Raw genomic sequence first — 22,456 nt, 5'->3', positions numbered from 1 at the left:
CTAGTCCAAGCTGATCCGAACGTCGCCGTCCGGCAGGTCTGTGATCGCCAGGTGGAAGTCGCGGACCGAATGGGGCGGGATGATCGGGTTCTCGACCAGTTCAGCCAGTTGGGCGGGCTCGAGGCGCAGGGTCTCGCTGCCAAGGCTGATGCGTAGCGACATGTCGGACAGCATGGCGAAGTCCGTACCCTCATTGACCGCCTGGAAGTGCAGCCCGTCGGCCTCGCGGCGGATCTCCGTCAGCGTAACATCGGCCTCGGCCGCGTCCGCGCGCAGATAGACGGCGACGCCGAAATTATAGGCGAAGACCACACCGGTGAAGCCGGGCTGGGAGACCGGGACTTCCTGCACTTCGGCGACATAGGCCTGGCTGTCCGTGATCGTGGGGTCGCCGATATAGGTGAGGCGCACGGCCTGGCTCTCACCCGGTTCGATCAGGGCGAGGGGCGGAAAGACGGAGAAGTCCTCGTCCGCGACCACGAATTCCTGGCGACCGTCCGGATGCACGATCCGGCGCTTCATCACGATCTCCACCGGCAGGCGGGTCTCGCGCGTATTGGTGATGGAGATGACGGTGGAGGTCCGGTTGCTGCCCAGATCGAGGATCAGGCGCATCGGCTCGACTTCATAGGCCAGGGCCAGGCCGGCGGCGCAGATCATGGCGATGATGGCAGCCGCCAGGCGGGCGATGGGACGGGACCAGACAGTCATGACAGGCGCTCCGGACGGAAGACCGGCCCGAGGGCCGGAGACGTGCAGGCAGTTTCAAACCGCCTCTGCACGCTTCTAGCACGTTGCGGCTTATTTGGCAGTGACGGTGATCGTCACGACATCCGAATAATCACCCGCAAAAACGAAGGTATAGCTGGCACCGTCGGCCGAGGCATTGGTCGAGCGCACGCCATAGACGCGGAAGTCGACATTGCCGGTCACGCCGGTCAGGAAGCTGTTCCCGCTCAGATCGGCATTGGCGGCGCCGGTCAGCTGGGTCCAGTTCATGTTCAGGCCATTGGTCCCGGTATGGCGCATCTCATAGGCGATCTGGTTCTGCGTCCCGCCATTGGTGCCGCTGCGATACAGATAGCCGCCATTGGTCGAGCTGATCGTGCGGGTGAAACCGTTCGGCGAGTTACAGGCATAGGAAGCCGTACCGGCGGATTGCTCGACCGTGGCCGTGGTTTCCGTGTTTGACAGGTCGCCGAAATCGACATCGATGCTGGAACCGGTGGAATTGTACACACCGCAGACCGAGCTGACTTGCGCGCTCAAATCATAGGAAAGTTGATTGTTCTGGGCGAAGGCCGAACCGGACAGCAGGGCTGCGGCGGCGACGGCCGAAGTAAGAATGGTCTTGGTCAATTGCAGCCCCCAATAGGCTCGGTTTCTCTCTGCGCCGCCATCCATCCGGATCGGCAACGCTACTGAATTGGGGGGCGTTTCAGGCTAAAAACAGGGCAGAAAAAGGCCGAACCGCGAATTTGCGGCCCGATTTCCGCCATGGTTCGGACGGTTTTGCGCCCGATTTGTTCAGCTGCGGTTCACATGGTTCACACGCATTAAGGTAAACCGTTTATTATGAACGGGAATTCGAGGTAAGCCCCATTCGGGTCGCGTGCCAGGACGCTTCAGCGCGCGACGAGATTCCGAGCTTGCGATAGATGGATTTAATATGACTGGCGACCGTGCTTTCGGCGAGATCGAGGGCCTGAGCGACATCGACATTGCGATGCCCCCGTCCGATGAGGGCCAAAACCTCCCTTTCGCGGCCGGTCAGGTCCTCCTCCGGGTCGGCCGCCGGGCCGGTGAAGCGGAAATGTTCCATGATCCGTCGGGCAATTGAAGGCGACAGGGCCGGCAGGCCATCAGCCAGCCGGCGCAATTGCGTGGTGAGAAGCTCGGCCGGATTCTCCTTGAGCAGATAGCCCTGCGCGCCGGCCGAAAGGGCCGCAACGATATGCGCATCATCCCCCATCACCGTGGTCACGATCGGGATCGCGCCCGGGCAGACCAGGGTCAAGCTGCGCAGGACTTCCAGTCCGGACCCGTCGGGCAGGCCGAGATCGATGAGGGCGAGGTCGAAATCGGAGGCCGCCGCGGCAGCCAGTCCGGCGCGCATGCTGGAGGCTTCCTCGATCCGGCTGTCGGGAAAGGCGGTCTGCACAATGTCACCGAGCCATTCGCGGGTCTGGGCTATGTCTTCGACGATCAGGACGCGTTTCATGAGGGGATCTCCCGCGACTTCAGCGCAAACACCAATTCTATCCGCGTGCCCGTCTCGGAGGCGTCCACGGTCAGTTCACCGGCCAGCCCGGTGGCTCGGGTCTTCATGTTGGACAGGCCATTGCCCCGTCCCTGTCTGGAGACGTCATATCCGCGGCCATCATCGGCAATCACCAGTTTGACCCTGTCGCCGGCCCGGTCGAGATGCACTTCCAGTTTTTCGGCGCCGGAATGCCGGATCGTATTGCTGACGGCTTCGCGCAAGATTGAACGCAGGGCGTGGGTGGCCGAAGTCGATAAATCGGGGGCTTGGCCGATGGCGTTGTGCCAATCCAGCGCGATCCCGACCGCCGCCAGGCGATCGGCGGTTTCCATACGAAGATCGGCCAAGGTTTCGTCCAGGTCGAGACCCGGCTTGGAGGCATTGTTGATGATATCGCGCAGGTCGGTGAGGGTTTCGCGGATCATGACATCCTTGCGGTCGCGATCGCCCGAATGCAGCGCGCCCAGCAATTGGGCACCGATATTGTCGTGCATGTCGCGTGCGATCCGGCCGCGCTCCTCGGCGACGCCGCGATCATAGGCCTGCCGGCTTTCCTCTGCGCGGGCCATCAGCGAGATCAACTGGCGCACGGTGTCGACATGGCGCGGTGAGAACAGGGCGCGACCCTGCCAAGGATAGCGCAGGGTCAGGCCGGGATGGCCGGCCAGGGCAGGTACATGGAGTTCCACGCCGTCCTCACCCAGCCGGGGTTCATCGCTTGCGTCGGATCCGGTCGCGATCTCCAGCGGAGAGAAGAGCCGGTCGAGAAGGGTCCGCCAACGGGCATGCCGGTCACGATCCGACCTGCCAAACGCGATGTCGACAACCGACAGGAAGAGCTCGTCTTCCTTCAGTCCCGGCCGGGGCAAGAGCCGGCGCCCGATCAGGTCGCGCAAGGGGAGGTAGACCAGGGCGACGGCCAGAAGGGAGATACCGAAAGCGGAGGACGGCTCCAGCGAAACCAGGGATACCAGCGCGCCGTCCAGGACCAGCAGCAGGGCAGCACCGGCGACGTAAAACAGAATGCGATAGGCCCAGTCGCCCAGTTCGAACAGGCGGAACTGGCGCAGGCCGGCGGCCACCCCGATATAGATCAGGAGGAAGAAGGCAAAGGAATACTGGGCTTCCAGGATGGGCGGTCTTCTGAGCGCGCCAGGAATGGCGGTCAGCGTGATGAAGCCACCGGCGCCGAACAGAACCGCCAGGCCGAACCAGATAGCCACAGCCCGAGCCTTGGGATCCCGGTCTGTTGCCAGGACCTGTGCCGAGACGGCGACACAGATCAACAGCATTTCCAGCACGGTGATCAGATGCAGATTGAGACCGTTGAAGGAGCCAGTGCTGAACGCCATGGTCAGATCGAACAGGGTCCATCCGCCGAAGACGAGGACCGCCGCCAGGGTCAGACTGCGATGGGCGGGCAGGCGGGCCGGATAGTTGATGAACAGAGCCACCATCACAATGCCGAAGACTGACGCCCCTGCGGCGTTGAGCGTGATCAGGCCTGTGGCCACGTCATCGCCGACTCCCGCTTGGGCAAAGCGGAAAGGAATGGGCGCATAGGTGAAGCACAATGTGGCCAGGCCGCTCAGCGCGAACAGGCGGGCCGCCGTGTCGCGCGGGCGCAAAGCCCAGACCCAGCCGGAAATCGCCAGCGCACCGAAGCCGGTGACAATCTGGATCCAGTAGACCGGAGAGACCTCCAGCAATGATCGGTAGGGCTGGCCGGGTTCAGCCGGCCGCATCACGGCCCAGCTGGCCAGGGCAGTTGCCAGCATGCCGATTGTCAGGACCAGGGCCAGACGCGTGTTGGGCGTCATCCAGGGTGTATGGGCTCGGGCCTGGGACATGAGGCTGGTTTACTCCTGACGGGACGGCGTCACTGAACAGGTCTTGTACGCGGTCCCTTCTCCCCCTGCGCTCCCCGGAACGGGGGATATTGGGCGGGTATTACAGCGCTAGTATGCGCCCAAGTCCAATGGCAATCGGGCCAGGGCAGGGAGAGGGGGAAGCCTCATGAAAATGAGTGTGAAACTGGCTGTGATCGCAATGGCCGGGATCATCCTGACAGGGTGTGTGAGTGTCGGGCCACTGGTGCGTCCGGGGGACCCCACCGGCGTCATCGAGATCATCAACCGGGCCAATGGCCCGATCGAAATCGTTACCATGTCGCGCTGCAGCGCGTCCTGGTACGGGCCCAATCGTTTGCCCCGGGGCATGGTCATCCCTGCCGGTCGATCCTATCGCTTCACCGTTTCGGCCGGATGCTGGGATGTCGCCGCCGGCACGGTCGGGATGGGCAGTGCAACGCAGCGCATGCAGGTCCGGGCCGGTGGCGGTGTCCGCTACACCGTGACCCGCTAGACTCAGGCCGGAACACCGCTCTCCAGAGCCCGGGCCAGCGCGTCCGATGAGCCGGGAATATCCCGGACGCGCACCGGCCGCTCCAGAACGTCGGCGAGGGCTGGCGGCAGATCGACCGTCCGGCCGATGACCGGTTCCACCACATCGGCGAACTTGGCCGGATGGGCGGTGGCACCGAGCACCCAGGGGCGTTCGGCTTTCTGGTCTGCCGGAATACGGGCATGGGCTTCCAGGGCCGTGGCGGTGTGCGGGCAGGCGACATAGCCGGTCGTCTCGAAAACCTGCTTCATCCGGGCGCGGATCGCCTCATCCGTCACCCGCTCCACGCCATCGATACGGGCCTCGGCCAGACCGGCCAACCGTTCAAAATTGCTCGGCGCGCCGACGTCCATGGCATTGGCGATCGTGGCGATGGAGGGGCGGGCCTCATACTGGCCGGAGGCGTGCCAGTCCGCCAGCGTGGCATTGGCATTGGTCGCCAGCACGACCGGTCCGATCGGCAGGCCCAGCTCCCGCGCCATCAGCGCGGCCAGCGCATTGCCCAGATTGCCGGTGGGGATCACCAGGCCCGGCTTTTTGCCGGTCCGGGCGTACACATCCAGTGCGGCGCGGGCCCAGTAGACCATTTGCGGCAGGAGCCGGCCGATGCTGATGGAATTGGCCGAGGTGAGGGCATGCTCCGCGCTCAGGGCCTTGTCCGCGAAAGCGGCCTTCACCAGGGCTTGGCAGGTATCGAAATCACCTTCCACGCGCAGGGCTTCCACCGGCGGTTCCCAGCAGCACAATTGATGCTCCTGGAAAGCGGAGATCCGGCTCTTGGGAAACAGGATGACCGCGCGGGTGCCCGGCAGGCCTTCCGCGGCACAACCGACGGCCCCGCCGGTATCGCCGGAGGTCGCGACCAGGACCGTGATGGGCGTTTCCGCACCCTGGCCCAGGGCCGAGAAACAGCGGAACAGGAAGCGCGCGCCGAAATCCTTGAAAGCGCCGGTCGGGCCGTGAAACAGCTCCAGCACTTGCAGGTCGTGTTGATCCGGATCCGGCTGCACCAGCGGGGCGGGGAAGTTGAACGCATCGGCGCAGATCGCCGGGGCCTGCCCGTCCAGCGGGGAGTCCGCAAAGAAGGGAGCCAGCATGATGCAGCCCAGATCGCCCAGGCCTGTCGTGGCCTCAAGCGCTGCGAGATTTAGCCCAGGCAGGGCTTCGGGCAGGTAGAGGCCGCCATCGGGCGCGGCGCCGGCCTTCAGCGCTGCGTCGGCGGTCACCTTGGGCGCCTGGCCCCGCGTAGATTGGTACAGCATGCTCAGCCCACCTGTTCGAGCAGTTCGATCCGCAAGCCGGACGAATCCAGCGGCGCGGCATAGGCCTTGGCTTCGCAATCGGCCAGGGCAAAGGCCGCGGCCATCGCGCTTTCCACGCGGTCCCGATCCTCGGTGCGCGCCCAGGCAAAGACGGAGGGTCCCGATCCGGAGAAGGAACAGCCGAGTGCGCCCGCCTCCAGGGCGGCCGCCTGGACATCACCGAGTTCCGGAAGCAGGGGCAGGCGCTGGGGCTCGATGAAGATGTCCTTCAAACCGCTGGCGACGAGGTCGAGATCATTGGTGACACAGCCGGCCACGAAGGCGGCCATGTTGCGAGAATGCTCCAGCGCCGTACCGCGCGCCACATCAGGGGCGAGCAGGTCACGGGCCTGTTGGGTTTCGATCTTCCGCTTGGGATGAAAAAGGATGCAGGCCACCCCGGAGGGAAGGGGCAGCCTGCGGATAAGCGGAGGGTCCAGCCGTGCCGCCAGGACGAGCCCGCCATGCAGGGCGGCCATGACATTGTCCCAGGGGGGCGGATCGGCGGAAACTTTCTCGCCTTCCATGGCCAGAGGCAGCAGGGCCTCCGGCGAGAAGGCTTCGGCGAGTACCGCATTGGCGGCACCGGCGGCGGCCACGGCAGACGCCGCGGACCCGCCCATGCCGGCACTCAGCGGCACGCCCTTGTGCACATCGACCCGCAGGCCGAAATCGGCCTTGGCGGCATCGAGCACGGCGGCCGCCGCGGCAAGGGCGCAATTGCGGTCGGTTGCGGCGGGCAGGCTGTCGACCAGGCCGCTCACCTGACCCAGGCGGACACCGCGCTGGGCCTCGACCGTGACCGAGACCGTGTCCCGGGCGGCATCGAAGGCGAGCCCGAGCACATCGAATCCGACGCCGACATTGCCGACACTGGCCGGTGCGCTGGCACGTGCGGTATTGAGCTTGGCTTTCATGCGACCTGTCCCGACGACATTCGCGGAATACGGCTCAGCGGGGTTTCCTGCAAGGGAGACGCGTGCAGATCCCCGGACAGATAGGCGCGCTGGATGTCCATGATGTCGGCAAACACGGCTTCGGCAGTGGGCCAGCGTCCGGCGCCCTTGCCTTGCACGGAGACCGTCCGCTGGGGCATGCGGATGAGAAAGCCATTGCCTTCATTCACCAGGCCCGCAAACGGATGTTCCGGCGGCAGGGCCTCGATATCGACCCGGGCCTCGACCCGGCCGTCGGCCGTGACTTCACAACGGGCCACCTGTTTGAACACCAGGCCCTGTTCCTGAACCGCCTTGATCCGCTGGGCGCTCAGATCATTCAGGCTCTCGCAGGCGATCTGGTCGGGCGCCAGGGTTACGCCGAAGGCGTGACGGATGATGATGGAGAGTTTGTCGGCCGCGTCGAGACCGTCCAGATCCGTGCTCGGATCGGCCTCGGCAAAGCCCAGGCGCTGGGCCTCGGAGACGGCTTCGGCGAGGCGGACCCCTTTCTGCATTTGGCCGAAGATGAAATTGCACGTCCCGTTCATCACGCCCTCGACGGACAGGATGGAGCCCTGGGCGCCGAGCAGGTCGATCAGTTCGAGCACCGGCACACCGCCGCCGACAGCGGCCGAGTATTTCAGCTCCCGCCCATGCTGGCGGGCGAGATCGTGCAGGCGTTCCAGGTCCAGGGCCACGACGGCCTTGTTGGCGGAGACGAGATGATGGCCCTCGCGCAGCACGGTCTGGCTCAGCGAGCGGGCGATGTCCGTGCCGCCCATGGCTTCAACCACGATGTCCGGATTGCCCTCCAGGGCCTCGGCCGGATCACTGGTGAAGCGAAGCTCAGGGGCGTTGGCGGCGTGCTGGTCCGGATCGCGCACGAGGACCGGGCCCAGTTCGAACCGGCCGGGATGGGCGAGCAAGTGGGAGCAGACACCGGCACCGACAGCGCCGTGGCCGAGGACGGCGACGCGCAGGCGCTTGGGCGTTTCCACCGGGCCGGCCTGTTTCTCCACGGCGGCGATGCGCGTGGCGAACGGGCTGCCCAGGGCCGCGACTTCGATCACGACATTGTTCTGCTTGGCGCGGAAGATGGCCTTTTCCTGTACCAGGCCGCGGCTCACCTTGGCCGCTTCATCATAGTCCAGCTGGTCGAGACGGACGGCCTCCGGGTTCTTGGCCGGGTCATCCGTATAGACCCCGTCGACATCCTTGATCAGGCGGACGCGGTCGGCGCCCAGCCAGTGCGAGAACTCCACCGCCGTCAGGTCGGTCCCACCGCGGCCCAGGGTGACGGGCCCCTCGACGCCCTCACCGAAGAAACCGGGTGCCACGATGACATCGGCGCTTTCGAAATGGGCGAGAACCCGGTCGGCATCCAGCCCGGTCAGATTGGCGTCCAGGGCTTCACCTTCAGCCTGCAAATCCATCTCGTGCGGATCCAGAACGGCAGACGGAACGCCGGAGCGCTGCAGCGCCAGACCCATCAGGGCTGCAGACTTCAGCTCGCCGCAGCGCACGAGGCGGGCGAGCAGGGCGTCGGAACATCCTTCCCCGACATCGCCACCGACAGCGAACAGGGAATCGGTTTCTCCCTCGAGTGCGGAGACCACCGCGACAACTTTCTCGCCATTGCGCGTATGGCGGTAGATCTCGTGGGCAGCGCGGGCATAGTCATCCGGCTTCTGGAGAACGGAACTGCCGAATTTGAGCACACAAAGCTTCAGCGGTTTTCGGGCATCGAGGTCGAGGGGCATGATCTGGGTCCTTGGGTCTGTCGGTGAAGGTGAAGTCTGAAAATCGGGCATGAAAAAACCCGCTTCCCGGGGCCGGGGAGCGGGTTCGGTGTGTTGCGGTTCTTGATTAACCGCTAGCGCACGCCGGCCGCCCCCCGTGTCCAGGAGGTCGTGGTAATCATGGTAATGGTACCGAGGCCGCCATCGATCGCGCAGCCGAGACCGGACAGACCGGTGGCGGTCTGGGTCGTGAGGCTGTCGAGGATCATCAACTGGCGTTGCATGTCGGTCGTTTCCATGACGCGGCGTTGTGCTGCGTTTGCGAATTCGTGCCAAGAAAGGCGCATTTGAGAGCCTGGGTCAAACAGTTTTTTTGTGACAACCCGGTTTCAGCTGTCATTCGTGCAATATTTTCTCTCAAGATATTCCTAACAGAAAAATCTTGCCTCACCGGTTTCCGGGCATGAAAAAGCCCCGGCCGATCGGCCGGGGCTGTTCCTGTCGCGCTCTGTGGAAACGCTATTCTGCGGCTGTTTCCAGCGTCTTGGCGCGTTCGCGCAGTTTCGGCGCGGCGGCCCGGACTTCCGGGCTGACATGGGCGTCGAAGGTTTTGAAATTTTCGACGAACATGGCGACCAGCTTGGCGGCCTGGGCGTCATAGGCTGCGGGGTCCGACCAGGTGGAACGCGGGTCGAGGATGCTGTCATCCACGCCCGGCACGGAGACCGGCACCATGAAGCCGAAATTGGGGTCTTCGCGGAACTGGGCCGCATTCAGCGATCCGTCCAGGGCCGCATTGAGCAGGCCGCGCGTGGCCTTGATCGGCATGCGCTGGCCGGCCCCATAGGCGCCGCCCGTCCAGCCGGTGGAGACCAGCCAGCAATCCACATCATGTTCGGCGATCAGCTCGCGCAGCAGATTGCCGTACTCGCTGGGGTGACGCGGCATGAAGGGCGCCCCGAAACAGGTCGAGAAGGTCGCCGACGGCTCGGTCACGCCCTTTTCCGTGCCGGCCACCTTGGCGGTATAGCCGGACAGGAAATGGTACATGGCCTGCGCCGGGGTCAGCTTGGCGATCGGCGGCATGACACCGAACGCGTCGCAGGTCAGCATGACCAGGTTTTTCGGCTGGCCACAGCGTCCGGTCTCCGACGCGTTCGGAATGGCGCTCATCGGATAGGCGCCGCGGCTATTCTCGGCCAGGGATCCGTCATCGAGGTCGAGCTGGCGGGAGACCGGGTCCATGACCACGTTTTCCAGCACCGTGCCCCACATCTTGGTGGTCGCGAAGATTTCCGGCTCGGCCTCGGCCGACAGGCGGATCATCTTGGCGTAGCAACCGCCCTCGAAATTGAAGAGTCCGTTCTCCGACCAGCCATGCTCGTCATCGCCCACCAGGGTGCGGGAGGCGTCGGCGGAGAGGGTGGTCTTTCCGGTTCCCGACAGGCCGAAGAAGATCGCGGCGTCATCCCTGTCGCCGACATTCACCGAGCAGTGCATCGGCATGATCTTCTTCTTGGGCAGCAGATAATTGAGGATGGTGAAGACCGACTTCTTGGTCTCGCCGGCATAGGATGTACCACCGATCAGCACCATGCGGCGATTGAAGTCGACCGCGATCACCGTCTCCGACCGGCAGCCATGACGGGCTGGATCGGCCTTGAAGCTCGGCAGGTTGATGATCGTGAATTTGGCGTCGAAACCGGCATATTCGTCAGCCTCCGGCACGCGAAGCAGGTGCCGGATGAAGAGCGAGTGCCAGGCCAGTTCATTGACCACGCGCACGGGCAGGCGATGATCGAGATCGGCACCGCCGAACAATTGCTGGACGAAGACTTCCTTGCCTTCCATGTGGGCCTGGAAATCCTGCCACAGGGCTTCGAAATTCTCCGGTGTGATGGCGGCATTGCTGTCCCACCAGACTTGGTCCTCGGTCTCCGCATCGCGGACCGTGAACTTGTCCTTGGCGGACCGGCCCGTATGGGCGCCGGTCTTCACGACGAGCGGGCCGCCTTCCGCAACCTCGCCTTCGCCACGCCGGACGGCTTCTTCATAAAGACGGGCTTCATTCCAGTTCAGATTCACCTGACCGGCCTTGATACCCAGACCCTCGAGCCCGCCGTCGCGGACCTCTGTATTGGACATTTGTCTTCCCCCAGTGAATCCGGGGCCTTGGGCCGTCCGGATGGGTCACTTTCCTCGTGGCGAACGGTCTGCAGAGCATCCGTCACGCGCGTTTATGTCCGGACTCCAGCAATAAGCTTGCCAGTCAATCCGAATGCTTTTGTATGATCGCGGTAGCAGATCGCCGGGGGGTGGAAAAGCCCTTACGGCACGAGGGAAATTGAAAGCAAAGCCCGGGGAAGTCCATGTTATCGCGAACATTTTTGAGCGCCATTGCGATTTTTACGTTTCATTGCAGCGACATCGCTCAAGCACAGGCTGATGAGGCCATGACAAATCAAAATCAGCACTTTCTCCAGCTTGCCCTGGACTGCGTGCAGCGCGAATACCCGAACAAGATCTCTCACGTGCTGCAGTCGGATTCGGACGCGCTCACCCCGCGCGAACTCCATCCGGCCTTTTACGGTTGCTATGACTGGCATTCGGCCGTGCATGGCCATTGGCTGATTGTCCGCCTGCTGCGCGAGGATCCGGACAATCCGCTGGCCGAGGCGGCGACGGCTGCGCTGGACGCCAATCTCAATGCGGACACCATGATCGGCGAAGTGGCTTATTTCCAGGGTGAGGGCCGGGCCTCCTATGAACGCCCCTATGGCCTGGCCTGGTTGCTTCAGCTGGATATGGAATTGCGTGAATGGGATGATCCGCGAGCCGAGCGCTGGCGCACCGCCCTGACCCCCTTGGTCGAGGTCGTGGCCGAACGGTATCGCAGCTGGCTGCCGAACCTGCTCTACCCGATCCGGATCGGTACCCACAACCAGTCCGCCTTCGGCTTTGCCCTGGCGCTGGACTGGGCCCGGACCGCCGGGGATGAGGAACTCGAGGTGATGCTGGTCGAGAAAACCCTGTCTTTTCACGAAGGGGATGTGAACTGCCCGATCGGATATGAACCCTCCGGCGAGGACTTCCTCTCACCCTGTCTGATGGAGGCGGACCTGATGCGTCGCGTTCTGCCGCAGGCCGAGTTCGCAGCCTGGCTGACGGACTTCCTGCCGGGCATCCCGACGGATGGCAGCGCGGACTGGCTGGAGCCTGGTCAGGTGCTCGATCCGAGTGACGGCAAGCTGGTCCATCTGGACGGTGTGAACCTGTCGCGGGCCTGGAATCTCGACGCTATCGCCCATGCCCTGCCGGAGGGGGATGCCCGCATCCCGTCCCTGCTGGCCGCCGCCCAGGCGCATGGCGAAACCGGGACCGCTTCCGTGACCGGGGATGATTATGCCGGCGGTCACTGGCTGGCCAGTTTCGCGACCTATTACGTCACCGGTCGCGGCCGGGAAGCGCCGGCCGCTTCAGAATAGCACGCGCTAGCCCGGCTTGGCGGGCAGGGGAATGTGCTCGTGCTCGTGCGGCGGCAGGGTGAAACGGCCTGTCTCCGGGAAGTTCGTCTCGGCCGCCATCGCCCAGTCCTGACGGGCCTGGTCGATATGGGCCTGGTCGGTTGAGACCAGATTCCAGTCGATCAGGCGCGGCCCCAGGGGCGCGCCGCCGGAAATCATGATCCGGCTGTCGGCCTTTGCGCTCAGTTCGGCGCTCGCACCGGGCTCCAGCACCGCCATTTCGCCGGGCACGAGGGATTGGCCGTCGATGCTGATATCGCCGGTCACCAGATAGATGGAGACTTCCTCATGCTCCAAATCGATCCGGCTGGTCGAGCCGGCCGGTGCTTCTCCATGCAGGTAGACGATCGGCGAGAAGACCTCGACCGGTGACGTCTCATCCCAGGCCGTGCCCAGGATGAGCACATAATCGATCCCGTCCCGCGTGAAGCGCGGCAGGCTGTCGGCACCATGGTGGAAAAAGGCCGGCTCCATGTCCTGCTTGTCTTCCGGCAGCGCCACCCAGGTCTGGATGCCGAACATGTCGTGTCCGGCCTCGCGTTCTTCCGGCGGTGTGCGTTCGGAGTGCACCACGCCGCGCCCGGCCGTCATCCAGTTCACATCACCCGGGCGGATCACCTGTTCCACGCCCAGACTGTCGCGATGGCCCAGCGCGCCGTCGAACAGATAGGTCACCGTGGCCAGACCGATATGCGGGTGCGGGCGGACATCAATGCCATGGCCCGGCTCGAACCGGGCCGGACCCATCTGGTCGAAGAAGATGAACGGGCCGACCATCCGGTGGCCGGGGGCGGGCAGGACGCGTTTCACTTCAAAACCGCCCAGATCGCGGGTCCGTCCCTTGATGATCCGTGTCAGTGTCGTTGTCATCGCATCTCTCCCTGGCCGGGCTGTCCCGGCTTCCGTCTCGGATTACACCGGCATCACTTGCGCCAGCGCTTCAGGCCATCATAGTGGCGTCCGTCCAATGTGTGGGGAGGTCCCGATGAAAGCAATTATCGCGCTTGGAATGACCGTTTTTCTGTCTGCGGAAACAATGGGTCAGGAGCGCTTCGAGATCCCGGCGGAAAACGCCGCCACGGCGCAGGCTCTGGTCGAGACCGCGCTGGAGAGTGATCTGGGTTACGAGATCGTGGAATCCCTGACCACGGACGTCGGGCCGCGCCTGGCCGGTTCCGAAGCCGAAGCCCGGGCCCGTGCCTGGGGTGAGGCGCTCGGCACCGAGCTGGGGTTCGACCGGGTGGACGTGGAAGGCTTCACCATGCCCTTCTGGGATCGTGGCGAGCTGAGCATCACCATGACCGCGCCCTATGAGCAGGACCTCTACGGCACCGCCCTGGGCGGGTCCGGCACGGGGGAGTTCGAGGCGGAGATCGTCTATTTCCGCACGGTGGATGACCTGATCGCGGTTGAGGATGGCGCTCTGGAGGGCCGGATTGCCTTCATCGATGGCGACATCATGGTCCCCAGCCAGACCGGTGCCGGTTACGGGCCCGCCAATCAGCGTCGCCGCATCGGCTGGCAGCATGCCGAGCGTGCCGGGGCGGAAGCCCTGGTCGTGCGCTCGGTGGGCTCGGACAGCCACCGTTTCCCGCATACGGGCATGATGAGCGCCATGAATGGCCGCTGGGCCGAAATCCCGGTGATCGCCGTCTCCAATCCCGATGCCGACCATCTGCGCCGCCTGCACAATTCGGGTACGCCGATCGCGCTGAGCATCGACTCCACCGCCGGATGGCATGGTGAAGTGACCAGCGGCAATGTCGTGCTGGAACTGACCGGCCGGGAAAATCCGGAAGAGATCGTCCTGATCGGCGGCCATCTGGACAGCTGGGATCTGGGTACGGGTGCGGTCGATGACGGCGCCGGTGTGGCCATTACGACGGCCGCGGCGGCCTTGATCGCCGATCTGCCCGAGCGTCCGCGCCGCACCATCCGTGTGGTCATGTTCGGGGCCGAGGAAGTCGGTCTTCTGGGCGCCTTTGCCTATGCCGAACAGCATGCCGACGAGCTGGAGAACCATGTCCTGGCCACCGAATCCGACTTTGGCGCCCGGACGATCTGGCAATTGGTGTCCAACGTGTCCGGCGAGGCCAATCCGGCCGTCGACGAGATCGGCCGCATCATTGCGCCGCTGGGGATCATCCGCGGCGGGTCCGATGTGCCCGGTGGCGGGCCGGATATCATCCCGCTGGCGGCCGCCGGCGTGCCGACCGTCCGTCTCAACCAGAACGGCACGGACTATTTCGACCTGCACCACACGCCGGATGACACGCTCGACAAGATTGACCCGGACGAGCTGGCCCAGAACGTCGCGGCCTATGCCGCCCTGGTCTATCTCGCCGCCGAGCTGGACGTGGACTTCCGGGACGCGGCCGACGACTAGGCCCGGCCCCAACCGAGACAGCAGAAAGGCGGACCGGATGACCGGCCCGCCTTTTTTCTTGGCGTCTCGCAATCGTGGCGCTCTAGCTGCCGACAATCCCGTATTCACCACCCTTTTCCAGGGCGCGCGCATAGGCGGGGCGGGAATGAATCCGGTCCAGCCAGGCATGGATGTTGGGATAGGTTGTCTTGTCGATACCGGCCCGAGCCGAGGCCGCTTCCAGCGGGAAGCTCATCTGGATGTCGGCGGCGGTGAAGCTGTCGCCAGCCAGCCAGTCCGATTGACCGAGTACGTCCTCGATATAGCGGAAAATATTGTCGATCTCCGGATCCACGAAGGCACGCAAACGGGCCACGATGGATTTGGCAATCGGTTTGGCGAAGAAGGGCATCTTGGCCTTGCCGATCTGGTCGACCAGGAGCCGGATCAGCATGGGCGGCATGGCCGAACCTTCGGAAAAATGCATCCAGTAGACATAGGCGCGATGGGCGGGGGTGCCGGCATCCGGCTTGAGCTGGGTCGCATAGGTATCAACCAGGTATTCAACGATCGCGCCGGACTCGGCGACGGTGATGTCCCCGTCCGTGATCACCGGTGACTTGCCCAGCGGATGGACCGCTTTGAGAGAGGCGGGTGCGCGCATGGTCTGGGCATCGCGCATGTATTTCTCGATCGTGTAATCGGTTCCGATCTCTTCCAGCAGCCAGAGCACGCGTTGGGAGCGGGAGTTGTTGAGGTGATGCACCGTTATCATGGCGGTCGTCCCGGTTGGTTATGTCCTTGACCGGGAAGATAGGCTGCTGACCCCGCAGGGCAATGCCTGGTGTGTCAGTCGATCAGCGGGGCAATTTCATCACCCGCCGGAGCCCGCCATCCGGGCAGATCAAGCCCCAGGCCGAGCCCGGCATGATTGAAGCGGTGCTGCAGTTCCTCAGCCAGGGCCCGGTGGCCGCCGGCGAAATCCATGATGGTGTAGAGGCTGAGTTGGGCCACATGCCCGACATGGGTGTGACCATGGTCGGCCAGGCAATAGGCCAGTTCGAGCAGGTGCGGCTGACGGGCACAGAAGGTAAGGATGTCCTTGTCGGCCAGGACCCGGGCCTCGGCCGTCAGACCCTCTGCGGACCGGTCATGTTTCAGCGCCGGAAACGGCATGGCTCACCCAATCGATAGCGGTGATCAAATCACCGAACACAAGATATTGTGTGGCACCGGCTGATTCAGGTGAATGCATATCCTATGCATCCACGGGTCTGGGATGTGGAAAACTGCGCAGAGGGGGTCAGATGTCGGCCCAGTAGGCGCGAATGCCCAATTGCTGGAAGACCGCATTCCAGTAGTCCATCAGGATGCCGCGCTGTTCCATCTCCCAGTTTTCCCGGGGGATGAGGCGGATTTCCAGCTGAACACCCCGCAGGCTGTCGCCATAGGTGTCGCGGATGGCGGCGGCCACTTCTTCGACCGGCGGAACCCGGTTCTCGAAGGCGCGACGGCGGCCATAGACCGAGAACACGTCCGAATTCTGCAGCATGTCGGAGACCAGCACGATGCGTCGGCCCGGGGCCGTGCGGTCGAAGGCGGGATCCAGGCCCAGGCGGGCCAGAGCCTCGATGATCGGGGAAGAGGGCGCGTCCTTGGGGGTCACCAGATCGGCCAGGGCCCGGTCCAGCGGATCCGCGAACAGGGCCTCATAGCGCGCCTGGATGCGTTCGGGATTGCGATAGAGCGGGTTCACCTGCTCGCCCGCACCCGGATTGCACAGCGAGAACCGGTTGGTATTGCGCAGTTCGCCGCTTTCATTGAGTTCGTACAGGGAAAGGCGTTCGCCGACCGCAAGGGCATCCCGTTCATGCAGGATCAGATCGGCGATACTGTCGGCCTGCTGCGGGGAGTAGAGATCGGTCTTGTCGATCACCACCACGCGGTGCGGCGGCACCGTGTCGGCCAAGCACAGGGTCTGGCTGTCATACTCGGCCGGTTTGAGGACAAAGGCGGCATAGCTGATGGCGCCAACGACCACCGCAATGATTGCCAGATTGAAAAGCCCGATGGCGTCGCGTCCGGACATGCCCCCTCCGTCGCTGGTGTCCCCGCTGGCGGCTTCGCGCCGCCAGTGGAAACAAGCTTAACGCTGCTCGCCCGGTCCGGCCAGATCGTTGCAGATCTCGTCCAGCAGGTTTTTCGCCTCGACCAGGTCTTCCAGCTCACCCTGGGAGAGTTTCTTGGCGTCTTTCCAGCCGGCTTCCAGCGCCTTTTCCAGGTCGCGGGACGCGGTTTCCAGGCGGCGGGTGACACCGCCATAGCCGGGAATGGCATCGTCGAATGTGCGGCCCTTGAAGGCGGCGATGACGGCAAATGTCGAGCCCAGCACGAAGAGCAGCAGCGCTTCCAGCGTCTCGATGCCGAACGGGTTGGTGCGCGCCTCGGTGACCGGCGTCAGCACGGTGCCGGTGGTTTCCGCACCGCCCAGCGCCAGCGTCGCCGCATTGAATTCCAGCAGGTCGCGGAAGTGCGAGGCGGTCAGGTTCAGCATCAGCAGGGCGATCACGGTGATGCCCACACCCACGGCGGCCAGACCGGCCAGGATCGGCTTGTGACGGTTGGACATGTGGCGCAGGCCGATGAAGCCGACCAGGAAGAAGGCGGCGATCACATTGGTGAAGGAGACGGTGATGGCTTGCAGCCAGCCGCCCAGCAGACCCAGATCGGAGCCCTTCGAGAAGAAATAGGCATTGGCCAGGCCCTCGAACAGGACCAGCGTGGCCAGCACGGAAAAGTGCAGGATGTGGGATTGCGGGTAGATGGCCGCGCGGTCGATCGGTTTGATCGCCGGCTTGGCGTCGGTGCCGGCGGTATCGTCCACGGCGCCGCCCCAGGTGCGGCGGAATTTGCGCAGATCGGCGAGCCGTGCGCGGGCGATGGCCGAGGCGCGCGACAGCGCAATCATGGCGGCCGGTGACCGCGTATCTCGAAATTCGGCGATGTCCGGACGCAGTTCGACGATGTCATCGTCACGGAACTCATTCCGGTCCAGGATAGTTTGATCCAAGGGCATGGCCTCTCCCCCCGCATTGAAGAGCCCGGATGGGCACGTGAATTAGGGTTAATGATCAATTGTGAAGTGAAATGGGGCGGATTAAGGCAATTTGTGGGTGAAAGTGTTCATCCACGCGATGGCCGGGATTGAACTGGACCCCGGACCAGCCCAGTTTTCCGGCGAGGATAATCGGGGGGAAATCCATGACCGCATTCGATTCTGGCCGCCGCAATCTGCTCATGGGCGGCACCATCGCGGCCATGACCGCCGGCACGGCCGGTGCCGCTTTCGGCCAGGAGCGCGTCACCGCCGAGACCGTCCAGTGTGCCGAGGCCTTGTTCGACATCAGCTATACGGATGCCGAGCGCGAACAGGTCGTGCTGGAAATCGACGACTGGATCGCCCAGAAATCCCGCCTGCGGGCCGTCGACAAACCCAATGATCTGTCCCCGGCCACCGTCTTCGATCCGCGCCTGCCCGGTATCGGCTTCCGCGACCAGATCGCCGGCCTGACACCGTCCGGCACCGAGCCCGGTCCGCTGCCGTCGAACGATTCCGACATCGCCTTTGCACCGGTCTGGAAACTCTCCGCCTGGATTGCCAGCGGGGCGCTGTCCTCACGCCGTCTTACCGAGATCTACCTGTCCCGCATCGACCAGCATGCCGGCCGGCTGGAGTGCTTCGTGACAGTCACTGCGGATGTGGCCCGGGCCGAGGCGGATGCCTGTGATGCCGATCTGGCCGCCGGACGCTATCGCGGTCCGCTGCACGGCATTCCCTACGGCATGAAGGACATTATCGATGTCGCCGGCATTCCCGCCACCTGGGGGGCCGAACCCTGGCGGGACCGGGTCGCGGACACCGACGCCCATATTGCCGGCCTTCTGCGCGAGGCCGGGGCCGTTCTGCTGGGCAAGACGACCAATGGTGCCATTGCCTATGGGGATCGCTGGTTCGACGGGCTGACGCGCAATCCCTTTAACCCGAATGAAGGCTCCTCCGGCTCCAGTGCCGGTTCCGCGTCCGCGACTGCGGCCGGCCTGGTCGGCTTTGCCATCGGAACCGAGACGCTGGGGTCCATCGTTTCGCCCTCCAATCGCTGTGGCACGACCGGGCTGCGCCCGACCTTCGGGCGCGTGTCCCGGGCCGGGGCCATGGCGCTGTGCTGGTCGCTCGACAAGATCGGTCCGATCGGCCGCGCGGTAGAGGACACCGGCTTCGTCCTGTCCGCGATCAATGGCCATGATGCAGCCGATGCCGGATCGATCCCGATGGGATTGGATATTGATGCCGGAATGGATGTGCGGGGCATGCGTGTCGGTTATGTCCCGGCATGGTTTGAGTCCGGTTCTGATGCCGATCGGGCCGCTTTGCAGGCCGCCCGTGATGCCGGTGTGGACCTGGTCGAGGTCACGCTGCCCGAGCGTCCGATCGATGCGCTCTACGCCGTTGTGGAAGCGGAATCCGCGGCCGCCTTCGAGCATCTGACCCTGTCCGGCGAGGATGATACGCTGAGCTGGCAGGCCCCGGCCGCCTGGCCCAATACCTGGCGCCGGGCCCGTTTCATCTCAGCGGTCGACCTGATCAATATCGACCGGCTCCGCCGTCAGGTGATGCAGGATATGCATGAGATTTTCCAAGGGCTTGATGCGATGATCGGGCCCAATTATGCCGGCGGCATGCTGGTCATTACCAATTATACCGGCCATCCGCAACTGGCCTTCCGCTCCGGCTTCTCCGACCAGCCCTCGCGGACGATTTTCGGTGGTGAACAGCCCGGTGCTGATGGGCCGCGCTTCCGTGTTCCGCAGACCACCAGCCTGTGGGCGCCCTTGTTCGAGGAAGGTAATCTGATCGCGCTGGGGCGGGCCCTGGAGGCGCGCCTCGGCGTTTCGGACGAACGACCTTCAGACTTCAGCTGATTGAATTTTCACAATAAAACGGACCGGTAACGGTCCATGGGGAGAGACATGAAATTCTACGATTACACCCGCGCACCCAATCCGCGCCGTGCTCGCATCTTCATGGCGGAGAAGGGGATCGAGGTCGAAACCGTTCAGGTCGATCTGGGGACGCAGGAACAATTCGAGGACTGGTTCCGGGCCATCAATCCCCGCTGCACCGTACCGGCGCTGCAGCTGGAGGACGGCACCGTGCTTTGCGACAATGCCTCCATCGCCCGCTATTTCGAGGAGGTTTATCCCGACCCGCCCCTGTTGGGCACGACCCCGACCGAGAAGGCCCTGGTCGCCGAATGGTGGGTCCGGGTCGAGAGCGAAGGCATGATGGGCGTTGCCGAAGCCCTGCGGAACACGTCCGAATTCTTCAAGAACAACGCCATTACCGGCTCAGAACGTTATGCCCAGATCCCCGAACTCGCCGAACGCGGCCGCGCCCGCGCCGCCGCCTTTCTCAAGGTGATGGACGAGCGCCTTCAGGAGAGCGCTTTCCTCGCCGGCGAGACTTTCAGCGCCGCCGATATTGCCGGTCTGACGCTGATCGATTTCTGCCGCTGGATCAAACTGCCGGTTCCCGAGGAATACGAGGCCTTGCACCGCTGGTACGAGGCCGTCGCAAACCGGCCCAGCGCCAAGGCCTAGTTTTCCGCCGCGTCGTCGGCGCCGGGATCATACATCTCGAACCAGCGCAGGATTTCCCCCACCTTGCTCAACAAGCGGCTCGGCCGCGAATTGGAGATGGAGTGGAAACTGTCCGGGATCACGACCAGCCGGGTCGGCACGCCGCGCAAATGCAGGGCCGAATAGTATTGTTCGGTCTCTGCGCGTGGTGTGCGGACATCGGCTCCGCCCACCATCATCAGGGTCGGGGTCTCCACATTGCCGACCAGGGAGAGCGGCGAGCGGCGCCAGTACTCGTCCGGGTCTTCCCAAGGCGCGCTGGCGAACCAGTAGCGGTAGAAGAATTGCGGCAGGTCCGAATAGAGGACGAAGCTGGCCCAGTTGATCACCGGTTTGACCACCGCGGCCGCGGCGAACCGGTCCGTATTACCGATGATCCAGGCGGTCAGCACACCGCCGCCAGACCCGCCGGTCACGAACAGCCGGTCCTCATCGATGAAGCCCCGGTCGATCATGTGATCCACCGCGCCCATCAGGTCGTCATAATCATTCCCCGGATAGTCATGATGGATCAGGTTCGCGAACTCATAGCCGTAGGAGGTTGAGCCGCGCGGATTGGTGTAGACCACGACATAGCCCGCCGCAGCATAAAGCTGGAATTCGGCCGAGAAGCTGGGCCCGTATGCGGAAAACGGACCGCCATGGATTTCCAGCAAAAGCGGGTATTCATTCGCCGGGTCGAATTCGGGCGGATAGAGTACCCAGCCCTGGATTTCCCGGCCGTCATGGGGTGAGGCCCAGCGGATTTCCTCCGCTTGTGACAGTGTCAGCCCGGGCAGGATGTCGGCATTGAGATCGGTCACGACGGTCAAGGCCTCGCCGGCCGGACCGGTCGCAATCTCGGACGGGTGTGTGGAATTGCCGGCGGTTATCGCCAGCACGTCATTGTCCGACACGGAGAAGCTTCCGCCTGTATAGGCTCGCCCGAAAGTCGGCCCGATCAGCGTGTCCGCGACGACCTCGACTTCGCCATCCAGACTGAGACGGGCGACTTCCGTGCCGCCTTCATTGTCGTACTGGACATAAAGGGACTGTCCGTCGCCGCTCCACTCAAACCCATTGATCGAGCGGTCCAGCTCCCTGGTCAGGGCGCGCGGTGCTGCGGCATCCGGCCCGGCCAGGTAGAGCTCCGTGTTGTGATAGCCCATTCGACGGTCGTCAAAGCCCAGATAGGCCAGCTGCGATCCGTCCGGTGAGGGGCGGGGGTGGCCGTCAGGGCCGGCCCGGTCGGTCAATTGGGTGATCTCGCCGGTCTCCAGAGACAGGCGGAAGAGTTCCGTGTCGGGTGCCTGACCTTCGCCATCGGGGCGCCGGTCGGCGGAAAAGACCAGGCTTTGCCCGTCAGCCGCCCAGGCGAAATCACCGGACGCGCCCAGGGTATCATTCGTCAGCTGCCGCACCTCGCCGCCCTCGGCCGACATGATGAAGAGTTGCAGATTGCCGGTCGGAATATCGCCGCTCCCGTCAAAGCGGAAATTCAGCCGGTCCTCGACCAAGGCTGCCGCCGCCCAGTCCCGATCCCCATGATCGGGCAGGTTTGCCGGTGCCACGCCGGCTGTCGGGATGAAGGCCGACCAGGCCAGCTGGCTGCCGTCGGGCGACCAGGCGAGGGCGCTCAGACCGGTGTCGAGATTGGTCAGTTTGCGGATGTCACCGCTGGACCGGTCAAAGATCTGCAGCGATGTGCCGGTATCGCTGGCCATGACAAAGGCCAGATGACGGCCGTCCGGCGACCAGACAGGGGAGTGGCTTTCACCAGCGGACGTCGGCAGGGCGCGGTGAGTCTGACCATCAGCGGAGACCAGCCAGATCGCGGATTGTGTGCGGTCCGTATCGAAGTCGTTTGTGCGGCGCACATAAGCCACCAGCATACCGTCCGATGTAATTTGCGGATCGGACGCCGCTTCCAGCTCAAACACGTCGACAGGCTGGATCGGGTGTGGCGGCTGGGCCCAAGCCGGGCTGACGGCCAAGGCCGCAATGATTAATGCTGCAATACGATTCGTCACACGCGTTCTCCCCTGAAGCAGGACCAAATGTAGGGCGGTTTTCCGATCCTCCGCAATGCCGGGCCCTGCCAGTTGTGACAGGTATGCAACACAGGGTGGGAAAACGCCGGAAAATGTCGCCGCTGCAGGTGCGAACGGCCAAAAATGCAGAAAAGTGGCTTCACCTCTGTGCCGATTTCTACCAATGTCCGCCAGCATCCATACCCGACTTAGGAAA

At 64.1% G+C, this 22,456-nt stretch carries 20 protein-coding genes; 5 read left to right on the top strand and 15 right to left on the bottom strand.

Annotation, left to right across the window (positions count from 1 at the left end; all coding sequences use genetic code 11):
* From FCS99_RS07210 to FCS99_RS07195, 4 genes are all read right to left on the bottom strand, one after another.
* Positions 1-711, bottom strand: coding sequence for a fimbrial biogenesis chaperone (locus FCS99_RS07210; protein WP_138511411.1), 711 nt, complete (start codon positions 709-711; stop codon positions 1-3).
* A gap of 90 nt (positions 712-801) precedes the next feature.
* Positions 802-1,359, bottom strand: coding sequence for a hypothetical protein (locus tag FCS99_RS07205; RefSeq protein WP_138511410.1), 558 nt, complete (start codon positions 1,357-1,359; stop codon positions 802-804).
* A 214-nt stretch (positions 1,360-1,573) separates the two neighbouring features.
* Positions 1,574-2,221, bottom strand: coding sequence for a response regulator (locus tag FCS99_RS07200; protein ID WP_138511409.1), 648 nt, complete (start codon positions 2,219-2,221; stop codon positions 1,574-1,576).
* Entirely contained in the window at positions 2,218-4,113 is a 1,896-nt protein-coding gene (locus tag FCS99_RS07195) for a sensor histidine kinase (protein ID WP_138511408.1), read from the bottom strand. Before FCS99_RS07195 ends, FCS99_RS07200 begins: the two co-directional genes overlap by 4 nt.
* A 166-nt stretch (positions 4,114-4,279) precedes the next feature.
* Here FCS99_RS07195 and FCS99_RS07190 point away from each other — a divergent pair, with 166 nt between their 5' ends.
* Entirely contained in the window at positions 4,280-4,627 is a 348-nt protein-coding gene (locus FCS99_RS07190; protein ID WP_138511407.1) for a hypothetical protein, read from the top strand.
* A gap of 2 nt (positions 4,628-4,629) precedes the next feature.
* Here FCS99_RS07190 and thrC read toward each other — a convergent pair whose 3' ends face one another.
* The 5 genes from thrC to FCS99_RS07170 all read right to left on the bottom strand — a co-directional run bounded on the left by thrC (position 4,630) and on the right by FCS99_RS07170 (position 10,789).
* Positions 4,630-5,928: a threonine synthase gene (thrC, locus tag FCS99_RS07185; protein ID WP_138511406.1), complete on the bottom strand. Its 1,299-nt coding sequence runs from the start codon at positions 5,926-5,928 to the stop codon at positions 4,630-4,632.
* A gap of 2 nt (positions 5,929-5,930) precedes the next feature.
* Positions 5,931-6,884 (bottom strand): homoserine kinase, encoded by a 954-nt coding sequence (locus tag FCS99_RS07180; RefSeq protein WP_138511405.1) that lies wholly within the window; start codon positions 6,882-6,884, stop codon positions 5,931-5,933.
* Positions 6,881-8,665: a homoserine dehydrogenase gene (locus FCS99_RS07175; protein WP_138511404.1), complete on the bottom strand. Its 1,785-nt coding sequence runs from the start codon at positions 8,663-8,665 to the stop codon at positions 6,881-6,883. Before FCS99_RS07175 ends, FCS99_RS07180 begins: the two co-directional genes overlap by 4 nt.
* A 113-nt stretch (positions 8,666-8,778) precedes the next feature.
* Complete coding sequence (locus FCS99_RS16095; protein ID WP_171036277.1) at positions 8,779-8,928, bottom strand: hypothetical protein; 150 nt, start codon at positions 8,926-8,928, stop codon at positions 8,779-8,781.
* A gap of 235 nt (positions 8,929-9,163) precedes the next feature.
* Positions 9,164-10,789, bottom strand: a complete 1,626-nt coding sequence (locus FCS99_RS07170; protein ID WP_138511403.1) for a phosphoenolpyruvate carboxykinase — start codon at positions 10,787-10,789, stop codon at positions 9,164-9,166.
* 308 nt (positions 10,790-11,097) lie between these two features.
* Between FCS99_RS07170 and FCS99_RS07165 the strand changes: the two genes are divergently transcribed.
* The gene (locus FCS99_RS07165) at positions 11,098-12,129 is read left to right on the top strand and encodes a DUF2891 domain-containing protein (RefSeq protein WP_233352698.1); all 1,032 of its coding nucleotides are present in this window, start codon (positions 11,098-11,100) and stop codon (positions 12,127-12,129) included.
* A gap of 6 nt (positions 12,130-12,135) precedes the next feature.
* On the opposite strand, the gene FCS99_RS07160 is transcribed toward FCS99_RS07165, so the two are convergent.
* Positions 12,136-13,038 carry a pirin family protein gene (locus tag FCS99_RS07160; protein WP_138511401.1) on the bottom strand — a complete coding sequence of 301 codons (903 nt, stop codon included), beginning with the start codon at positions 13,036-13,038 and terminating at the stop codon, positions 12,136-12,138.
* A gap of 166 nt (positions 13,039-13,204) precedes the next feature.
* Between FCS99_RS07160 and FCS99_RS07155 the strand changes: the two genes are divergently transcribed.
* The gene (locus FCS99_RS07155; RefSeq protein ID WP_407658276.1) at positions 13,205-14,554 is read left to right on the top strand and encodes a M20/M25/M40 family metallo-hydrolase; all 1,350 of its coding nucleotides are present in this window, start codon (positions 13,205-13,207) and stop codon (positions 14,552-14,554) included.
* 82 nt (positions 14,555-14,636) lie between these two features.
* Here the strand turns inward: FCS99_RS07155 and FCS99_RS07150 are convergent, their stop codons facing one another.
* From FCS99_RS07150 to FCS99_RS07135, 4 genes are all read right to left on the bottom strand, one after another.
* Positions 14,637-15,308: a glutathione S-transferase family protein gene (locus FCS99_RS07150; protein ID WP_138511399.1), complete on the bottom strand. Its 672-nt coding sequence runs from the start codon at positions 15,306-15,308 to the stop codon at positions 14,637-14,639.
* A 74-nt stretch (positions 15,309-15,382) separates the two neighbouring features.
* Positions 15,383-15,709 carry a hypothetical protein gene (locus FCS99_RS07145; protein WP_138511398.1) on the bottom strand — a complete coding sequence of 109 codons (327 nt, stop codon included), beginning with the start codon at positions 15,707-15,709 and terminating at the stop codon, positions 15,383-15,385.
* A 127-nt stretch (positions 15,710-15,836) separates the two neighbouring features.
* Positions 15,837-16,622, bottom strand: a complete 786-nt coding sequence (locus FCS99_RS07140) for a hypothetical protein (RefSeq protein WP_138511397.1) — start codon at positions 16,620-16,622, stop codon at positions 15,837-15,839.
* Positions 16,623-16,679: 57 nt separating this feature from the next.
* Positions 16,680-17,609 carry a hypothetical protein gene (locus FCS99_RS07135; protein ID WP_138511396.1) on the bottom strand — a complete coding sequence of 310 codons (930 nt, stop codon included), beginning with the start codon at positions 17,607-17,609 and terminating at the stop codon, positions 16,680-16,682.
* 185 nt (positions 17,610-17,794) lie between these two features.
* Between FCS99_RS07135 and FCS99_RS07130 the strand changes: the two genes are divergently transcribed.
* On the top strand, positions 17,795-19,513 hold the full coding sequence (locus FCS99_RS07130) for an amidase (RefSeq protein ID WP_138511395.1): 1,719 nt from the start codon (positions 17,795-17,797) through the stop codon (positions 19,511-19,513).
* Between the two features lie 48 nt (positions 19,514-19,561).
* Positions 19,562-20,191 carry a glutathione S-transferase family protein gene (locus FCS99_RS07125; protein ID WP_138511394.1) on the top strand — a complete coding sequence of 210 codons (630 nt, stop codon included), beginning with the start codon at positions 19,562-19,564 and terminating at the stop codon, positions 20,189-20,191.
* Here the strand turns inward: FCS99_RS07125 and FCS99_RS07120 are convergent.
* Positions 20,188-22,239 (bottom strand): S9 family peptidase, encoded by a 2,052-nt coding sequence (locus tag FCS99_RS07120; RefSeq protein ID WP_233352697.1) that lies wholly within the window; start codon positions 22,237-22,239, stop codon positions 20,188-20,190. The two genes, FCS99_RS07125 and FCS99_RS07120, sit on opposite strands and share 4 nt — an antisense overlap.
* Positions 22,240-22,456: the final 217 nt, after the last annotated feature.

Origin of the sequence: Maricaulis alexandrii, from assembly GCF_005871165.1 — a bacterium.
Classification (GTDB): domain Bacteria; phylum Pseudomonadota; class Alphaproteobacteria; order Caulobacterales; family Maricaulaceae; genus Maricaulis; species Maricaulis alexandrii.
Note: the sequence above shows the minus strand (reverse complement) of the source record. Positions and strands in the feature narration are given on the sequence as shown.

What these genes read in the sequence shown, in the direction of transcription:
- FCS99_RS07210 (WP_138511411.1), bottom strand. Translation starts at nt 711, where the DNA reads ATGACTGTCTGGTCCCGTCCCATCGCCCGCCTGGCGGCTGCCATCATC.
- FCS99_RS07200 (WP_138511409.1), bottom strand. Translation starts at nt 2,221, where the DNA reads ATGAAACGCGTCCTGATCGTCGAAGACATAGCCCAGACCCGCGAATGG.
- FCS99_RS07195 (WP_138511408.1), bottom strand. Translation starts at nt 4,113, where the DNA reads ATGTCCCAGGCCCGAGCCCATACACCCTGGATGACGCCCAACACGCGT.
- FCS99_RS07190 (WP_138511407.1), top strand. Translation starts at nt 4,280, where the DNA reads ATGAAAATGAGTGTGAAACTGGCTGTGATCGCAATGGCCGGGATCATC.
- thrC (WP_138511406.1), bottom strand. Translation starts at nt 5,928, where the DNA reads ATGCTGTACCAATCTACGCGGGGCCAGGCGCCCAAGGTGACCGCCGAC.
- FCS99_RS07180 (WP_138511405.1), bottom strand. Translation starts at nt 6,884, where the DNA reads ATGAAAGCCAAGCTCAATACCGCACGTGCCAGCGCACCGGCCAGTGTC.
- FCS99_RS07175 (WP_138511404.1), bottom strand. Translation starts at nt 8,665, where the DNA reads ATGCCCCTCGACCTCGATGCCCGAAAACCGCTGAAGCTTTGTGTGCTC.
- FCS99_RS16095 (WP_171036277.1), bottom strand. Translation starts at nt 8,928, where the DNA reads ATGCAACGCCAGTTGATGATCCTCGACAGCCTCACGACCCAGACCGCC.
- FCS99_RS07170 (WP_138511403.1), bottom strand. Translation starts at nt 10,789, where the DNA reads ATGTCCAATACAGAGGTCCGCGACGGCGGGCTCGAGGGTCTGGGTATC.
- FCS99_RS07165 (WP_233352698.1), top strand. Translation starts at nt 11,098, where the DNA reads ATGACAAATCAAAATCAGCACTTTCTCCAGCTTGCCCTGGACTGCGTG.
- FCS99_RS07160 (WP_138511401.1), bottom strand. Translation starts at nt 13,038, where the DNA reads ATGACAACGACACTGACACGGATCATCAAGGGACGGACCCGCGATCTG.
- FCS99_RS07155 (WP_407658276.1), top strand. Translation starts at nt 13,205, where the DNA reads ATGGGTCAGGAGCGCTTCGAGATCCCGGCGGAAAACGCCGCCACGGCG.
- FCS99_RS07150 (WP_138511399.1), bottom strand. Translation starts at nt 15,308, where the DNA reads ATGATAACGGTGCATCACCTCAACAACTCCCGCTCCCAACGCGTGCTC.
- FCS99_RS07145 (WP_138511398.1), bottom strand. Translation starts at nt 15,709, where the DNA reads ATGCCGTTTCCGGCGCTGAAACATGACCGGTCCGCAGAGGGTCTGACG.
- FCS99_RS07140 (WP_138511397.1), bottom strand. Translation starts at nt 16,622, where the DNA reads ATGTCCGGACGCGACGCCATCGGGCTTTTCAATCTGGCAATCATTGCG.
- FCS99_RS07135 (WP_138511396.1), bottom strand. Translation starts at nt 17,609, where the DNA reads ATGCCCTTGGATCAAACTATCCTGGACCGGAATGAGTTCCGTGACGAT.
- FCS99_RS07130 (WP_138511395.1), top strand. Translation starts at nt 17,795, where the DNA reads ATGACCGCATTCGATTCTGGCCGCCGCAATCTGCTCATGGGCGGCACC.
- FCS99_RS07125 (WP_138511394.1), top strand. Translation starts at nt 19,562, where the DNA reads ATGAAATTCTACGATTACACCCGCGCACCCAATCCGCGCCGTGCTCGC.